Source organism: Prochlorococcus sp. MIT 1306 (assembly GCF_047304515.1).
Classification (GTDB): Bacteria; Cyanobacteriota; Cyanobacteriia; order PCC-6307; family Cyanobiaceae; genus Prochlorococcus; species Prochlorococcus marinus_D.
In genome coordinates this window covers 2,514,114-2,520,369 of record NZ_CP138959.1, presented here as the reverse complement: position 1 = coordinate 2,520,369, position 6,256 = coordinate 2,514,114, and the positions used below count along the sequence as shown (strand labels likewise).

6 protein-coding genes are annotated in these 6,256 nt (G+C 51.1%); 2 read left to right on the top strand and 4 right to left on the bottom strand.

What is annotated here, in order from left to right; all coding sequences use genetic code 11:
- Nucleotides 1-10 precede the first annotated feature (10 nt).
- Genes SIB74_RS12455 through SIB74_RS12440 form a run of 4 tightly spaced genes read right to left on the bottom strand, consistent with a single transcriptional unit; the run spans nt 11 to nt 4,872 of the window.
- A complete protein-coding gene (locus SIB74_RS12455) occupies nt 11-823 on the bottom strand; it encodes an inositol monophosphatase family protein (RefSeq protein WP_063395090.1) in 813 nt (270 codons plus the stop codon).
- Nucleotides 823-2,547 (bottom strand): TolC family protein, encoded by a 1,725-nt coding sequence (locus SIB74_RS12450; RefSeq protein WP_063395091.1) that lies wholly within the window; start codon nt 2,545-2,547, stop codon nt 823-825. The genes SIB74_RS12455 and SIB74_RS12450 overlap by 1 nt, the downstream gene beginning before the upstream one ends.
- 24 nt (nt 2,548-2,571) lie before the next feature.
- Entirely contained in the window at nt 2,572-3,969 is a 1,398-nt protein-coding gene (locus tag SIB74_RS12445) for a TIGR03279 family radical SAM protein (protein ID WP_063395092.1), read from the bottom strand.
- Between the two features lie 21 nt (nt 3,970-3,990).
- Nucleotides 3,991-4,872 (bottom strand): undecaprenyl-diphosphate phosphatase, encoded by an 882-nt coding sequence (locus SIB74_RS12440; protein WP_156486028.1) that lies wholly within the window; start codon nt 4,870-4,872, stop codon nt 3,991-3,993.
- Between the two features lie 96 nt (nt 4,873-4,968).
- Between SIB74_RS12440 and SIB74_RS12435 the strand changes: the two genes are divergently transcribed.
- Nucleotides 4,969-5,760 carry a DUF3120 domain-containing protein gene (locus tag SIB74_RS12435; RefSeq protein ID WP_063395093.1) on the top strand — a complete coding sequence of 264 codons (792 nt, stop codon included), beginning with the start codon at nt 4,969-4,971 and terminating at the stop codon, nt 5,758-5,760.
- A 111-nt stretch (nt 5,761-5,871) separates the two neighbouring features.
- On the top strand, nt 5,872-6,234 hold the full coding sequence (gene psbU, locus SIB74_RS12430) for a photosystem II complex extrinsic protein PsbU (protein WP_063395094.1): 363 nt from the start codon (nt 5,872-5,874) through the stop codon (nt 6,232-6,234).
- Nucleotides 6,235-6,256 lie beyond the last annotated feature (22 nt).

Genomic DNA, 6,256 nt, shown 5'->3' with positions numbered 1-6,256 from the left:
CTGACCTGACTCAGCCATGCAGCAAAGCCTCTCCCCAAGAGCGCAAACGCTGCATTTCTGCAGGGGAACCAGTCGCTAAAACAGGAAAGTCAGCAGTAGTCAAGTCTTGCCCGGGATGCAGCTGAGCAGGATCTGCAGCCAACCATTGAATGGGGCAATTGAGCTCATTGAGGACTAACCAAGCCGCAGCAAGGTCCCAGATCTTCGGCGTGGCTTCCAAAGCAGCAACAGTTTGCCCCATGGCCACACTCACCAGATTAAGGCTGGCCACACCGAGGAGTCGAATTTTACCGGGGAACGGTTGATCAGCCCTGCGCTGCAGGACCCGAATGGAACGACTACAAAGGGAGACACAGGCACTCCCAGTCGAACGCGTTTCATTCGTCAGCCGCTTGCCATTACGCCAAACACCCTCACCTCGAATAGCCACAATTCTCTGATTAAGGGAAGGAACATCCAGAAAAGCCTCCACTGGTCTTCCTCCCACAAAGCGAGCCATGGAAATAGCCCAATAAGGTATACCGGCTGCAAAATTCGTAGTGCCGTCCAAAGGATCAACCACCCAATAAGCCGGTGAATCAGGAACGCATTTGGAACCCTCCTCACTCAACACACCCTCCTGTTCCGCAATCTGAGCAAGACCAGCGACGATGGCTGCATCACTCCAACGATCACAAGAAGTAATCAAGGAACCGTCAGGCTTGAAATCGGAAACGATATTGCCAAAGTCTTGACGTTGACGATCTGCAACTCGATCAAGGAGTTGATGAACTGCGCTCAGTTGCAAAGAACCAAGAGATTCAGGCAAAGGCCCACTACTCATCACTCAGCTTGCAGGATGGAAGCCTTGCAGGCTGGATTGAGCGGAGAAGGTTTGATAGGAACTTCGGCCGAGTCAAAGAGATCATCTTTCGGCTTCTTATTGGAAAGCTCTAAGGAATCACAAGCCGCAATCTGATCCAGACCTGTACGGCGACTAAGCTGGATCATGCTTTGATTGTATTTCAGCATTGCATCTGCATAGAGAGTCTTGGCCTGTTTAAGATCACGCTGATTATTGACAACCTCTCTTTGCGTTGTCACTCCTGCCTGGAATCTCAAACGCGCCAATCGGAGTGATTCTCTTGAAGATAAAACTCCAATACTCGTTGTCTTGATATCTTGGTTAGAGGCACGAAGATTAAAAAAACTTTGCTCAACTTCTAGGCGAACCTGATCACGCTTTGCTGCGAATTCAAACTCACTTTGCTGAGCCTTCTGTTTGTTCTGGCGATATTGAGCCCATGCTTTCCCTCCATCAAAAATATTCCAGGTGAAGCCCAAGCCAACTGTGTTGGCAGACGTCCATGAATGCTGAGTCCAGTCGACAGAGTTATCAATAGTTACGCCAGCTTGACCCTCTCTTCGAATGGCTTGATAAGTGTTAGTGAGATTAATGACTGGCTGCACTGCCGCAAGAGCAGCATTGGCATTACTATTATTAATAGAGATGTCAAGTATTAAGCTATCAAGTTCCTCACGAAAGGCATAAGCTGCAACAATGCTCTCCTCAAGCGAGGGTTGCCAGATACCAATAATTTGAACAGGATCAGCCGCTGTAGGAGTTACATCTTGCGGCAAGTCTAACAATTGAGCAAGAGTTCTGCGTGACGTATTCTGTTGAGCCAGAGCAAGAGTCAAAGACTGAGTATCTCTAGCAAGCTGAGTTTCCGCCTCGAGCACTTCAAGCTTGGTCGCGACCCCTGCCTGCAGGCGTGACTGAGCATCACGCAAACTCACGAGAGAAGCACGAACAGCATTTTGACCAATGCCCACACCTTCATCAGCTCGCTGCAATCTAAAATAAAGATCTGCGGCATTTAAACGTAAGTCGCGAAGTGCAATCAGGTAAGCATCTCTCTGCTTTTCAAAGCTATCTCTAGCTGATGCAATTTGAGGAACTCTTGCAGGATCAATAAGATTCCAGTTCAAAGTGGCATCAAAATTTGTAATCCATTCCTCCCTAAAAGTATATTCCTCAGTGATTTGCTGATAATTCTCAGAGTTGCTGCGCCCCTCATCCCCTGCGAAACTAAGACGAGAGTTAAGACTTAAAGTTGGATACCAGGCTGAAAGAGCAGCTAAAAGGTTTGATTTTGCTTGCTCGACAGCACTAGCTGCAGATTTGAGGCTGGGACTATTGACTTCAGCTAATTGCTCTACTTCAGACAAGCTGAGAGGGCGAAGCTCCCTAATCCTCACCTCTGAAGTTTTATTTGGAAGCGCAAGACTTGGCGTGGCCCCAAGCGAAGAAAGCGGCTCAGGCAAACTAGTTGCTGCAGGCTTCACTACGGAAGGGTCAACCCTGGGGCGAGATCCCTTGAGCTCAATGGCGCTAGGAAGCGTCGACTGATCGATTAAAGCTGAGCTATCAGCCTCTAGCGAGGCAGGTTCTTGATCAGTGCTGCCATGCTGTTGAACCTCAAGCGAATGTTGAGCTCGAACACCAGTGCACCCTTGAGCCAATACGCCTGCAAGGAGACACAGTCTTGCGGTAATCAGACGCACAGCAATTTGAAAACTGCGGGGAGCTTAATGAATTTCCTGGCCATCTCCCATCGCAGCGGCCACGATGTCAGCCGCCCCATGCACGATACGTATCGAGATCTGCAGCGCCTCACTTAGCTGTTCAAGAGTCATGTCATCTAGGAAAACAAGCTCACCCTGACGCAGCATCACTGAAGGCAGGAGTAACTGATCGCCAAGATCAAGAGCCTTCAATCCCTCAAGCAAGTCATGACCAGTGAGCAAACCGGTTACAACCTGATCCTGCCCCCAATAAGGACTCGGCAGCCCATGTAACTCAACTGCCAAATCTTCAACCGCATTGAGTCGTTCACAAGCAGGACCAAGAGCCTGTTCGACCAAGCGACCTACCACCCAACTGCAGCGCCTGGGCTGCCTTAATCGCTTGGGAAGAATAACCGTGGCCTGGTCCAGAGCTTCCAAAAAGGAGCGAATACTGCCAACGCCATTTTCTTGTTGTGGGAGATCCTCGTAGGTACTGCGAGGGGGAAGAGGCGCACCTGCAATCAGATACCACTCATCCGAAAGCCACGCGAAACGGGTTTCCATAACAGCCTGAAACTGATCCTGAAGAAGCTCCACCTGGCTAATCACACGCCTTGCACAAGCAGAACCAACAGGCAACAATCCATCTTCTGCTGGACGAAAACGGGTCAATCCCACCGGCACCACCGCCACTGAAAGCACAGCAGGCCAATCACCCGTTCCAAAATCAGCAAGCTCACGCAGGGTGCGATCTAGAGCCAAACCGTCATTCAAGCCAGGGCAAACCACCACCTGGGCATGGACCTGAAGATCGCGCTCACTGAACCACTCCAACTGCTCAAGCAGAAGTCCCGCGCGGGGGTTTTTGAGTAACTGAGCCCTCAAGGATGGCTCAGTTGCATGGACAGAAACAAAAAGAGGTGAAAGGCGCTGTGCCTCGATCCTTTGCCAATCTGCCTCTTTAAGATTGGTAAGAGTCAGATAAGACCCATAGAGAAAACTGAGGCGATAATCATCGTCCTTGAGATAGAGGCTGTTGCGCCGGCCAAGTGGCTGCTGATCAATGAAGCAGAAAGGACAGTGGTTGTTGCACTGGCGAAGCCCATCAAATAAGGCTTCTGTAAAAGCCAAACCCAAACCATCATCAGAGTCTTTCTCAAGATCCACTTGATGGAATGCCCCGGTTGCATCCCTGACTTCGAGATGAAGCTCCTCCTCAACGATGAGGTAGCGATAATCAATCAGATCCCTTGGTCGCACCCCATTAACACTTAAAAGTTGATCGCCGGGCTCAAAGCCCAATTGCTCTCCGATCGATCCCTGTTCAACCGATGCAACCACTGCAGGTCGGGGTTGGCCCGCCGCAGATTCAGGGTCCAATGCTGACACCGCAACACCAGCGGAGGGCTCATTCCACACAAATGAGGAGGGCGGTTTGTTTTAGTTTGATGTGTCGCTCAGCCACCAGGCGAGCACTAACACCCCAAACAACAAGCGATAGGCCACGAAGATCCAAGTGCTGTGCCTTTGAAGGTATTTGAGCAACCAATCAATCGCCAACCATGACACGAACGCCGCAGAAACGATTCCAACAAGCAGCGGCAAAACTCCTTCCAAAGAGAGCTCAGCAAAGGCATCTTTGAGTTCAACCAGACCGGCCAGAGTGATCGCCGGGATACCAAGTAAAAAAGAGAAGCGAGCAGCGTCTTGACGCTGCCAGCCATCAAATAGCGAGGCCGTCAGAGTGCTACCCGAGCGCGACACACCCGGAATTAAGGCCAGCGCCTGAGCTAAGCCCACTACAAAGCCATCACGCCCCTTGACTAGATGCATTTGCTTCAGCCGCGGACCGATGCGCTCAGCCAATGCCAGCAGCAAAGCCATCACAATCGAAACCACTGCGATTGAAGGCAGACTGCGAATTGAAGAGGCCTCGTAACCAGGCCAGAAAAGCTTGATCGCCATACCCGCCAACAGAATCGGCATCGTCCCTATAGCAATCGCAAGACCGAGACGAGCCTTCGGTTCACGCCACTGACCATGCTTAAACGCTAAAGCGATGCTCTTAAGGACCTCAGCAAGATCCCTCTTGAAATAAGCGATCACCGCCAAGATGCTGCCTAGTTGGATCACGGCTGTCGCAGAGACGCCGGGGTCACCCCAACCAACCAGCATGGGAACCACCTTCAAATGAGCTGTGCTGCTAATCGGCAAAAACTCCGTAAGGCCTTGCACCACTCCCAGCACCAAGTTCCTCCAACAAGCGGCCAGCAGTTCAGAGGTCGAAGCCAGGAGAATCATCGAGGAAAACAGGGGACCCATGGAGGCTATTGCCCCCATGGATCCAATGCCAAAAGCAGCGTAATTCCAGAGAGTCTTATAAGGTTCAATGTCTTGACTGCATAGTGAGGGGGTGCTTTGTCCAGCGGCTTAATCAAAAAAAAACAGCCCGACAGCAGCACATTTGTACGGAACCAACCCCTGAGAAAGGCTGTCGAATCGCAAACATCTGAAAAGAATTTCGACGCCAATCTTTCAGACCTTCAGCAATTGCAACTTTGGGCAGGTGCCCTGGTGGTGCTGCCTGTTTTTGTGCAGGCCCCCTGGGTACGCCTGAATCCATTATCAGCCTGCTTATTCACACTGTTCCTGCTAGCTCTTGGCATTCCTCTTGCCCTCATCGGCCAACGGGGATGGGCGGTGGCTGGCGAGCTTTTGGTAGGGGTTAGCGGCAGCTGGCTCGCGGGATGCCTCTACTGGGGATGGCTCAGAACACAGCCCTTGTGGCACTTACCCGTTGAATCTCTAGTGCTGCCTATTGCCCTGTTGGGGCTTTCGAGCCGTTGGAGATTGAGTTCAGGTTTCTATTTGGCCTCCCTGCTTGGAACGGCCTGCACGGATCTGATGATGGTCATGACCGGCGTCATGAATCAATGGCCTGTTGTGGTGATGGCTCCACTACAGCAAGCACCAAGGTTGCTTCACGAAACTGCTCAGCAGCTTCTTCATCCCCTACCCCTTATCGCTCTGGTCTGTGCAGCAACGCTGATCGTGCTGCTGGCGCAAGCTATGCAACAAAAAACCCGTCTGGCTTCAGAATTTCGCAGCACATGGGCTGTAGCCAGTGCAGTACTAGTGACAACGGTAATAATCGATGGACTTTTCCTGATTGCAGCCCTAATCAACCCAGGGCTGAGCGGCTTGATCTGAAACGAACTGCAAAAGCTGATCACAGTCCTGGGTTAAGTTCCTGTCCAAACTTGTAAAGTTGGTAGACCGGCATAGCCGGAAGACCTGTTCCGATCCACTGCGGAGTATTTGATGAAGCGCCTGTTGTCCTTGCTTACTGGGGTTCTGGTGATGACAGGCCTGCTAATGGCCCTGATATTTCCCCAGTCCGCCTACGCCAATGTCTCTGACGACAAACTCGGAGATAGAGGCGACAAGGTGGACTTAAACAACTCATCAGTACGAGCCTTTAGGCAGTTCCCCGGCATGTTCCCAACCATCGCCGGGAAAATTGTTGTCGGCGGTCCTTATTCCAGCGTGAGTGATGCCTCATCAGTTCTGGATGCCTCACAAAAATCTGTTTTCGACAAGTACAAAGACAACTTCACTGTCACAGACCAAGAAGTTGCTGTGAATGAAGGTTTCGATCGGATCAACGACGGTCAGTACAGATAACCGATTCCTCACTCAACAATCA

Bases quoted from the DNA above. Each gene is read 5' to 3' on its own strand.
- SIB74_RS12455 (WP_063395090.1), bottom strand. From the start codon at position 823: ATGAGTAGTGGGCCTTTGCCTGAATCTCTTGGTTCTTTGCAACTGAGC.
- SIB74_RS12440 (WP_156486028.1), bottom strand. From the start codon at position 4,872: ATGGGTCCCCTGTTTTCCTCGATGATTCTCCTGGCTTCGACCTCTGAA.
- psbU (WP_063395094.1), top strand. From the start codon at position 5,872: ATGAAGCGCCTGTTGTCCTTGCTTACTGGGGTTCTGGTGATGACAGGC.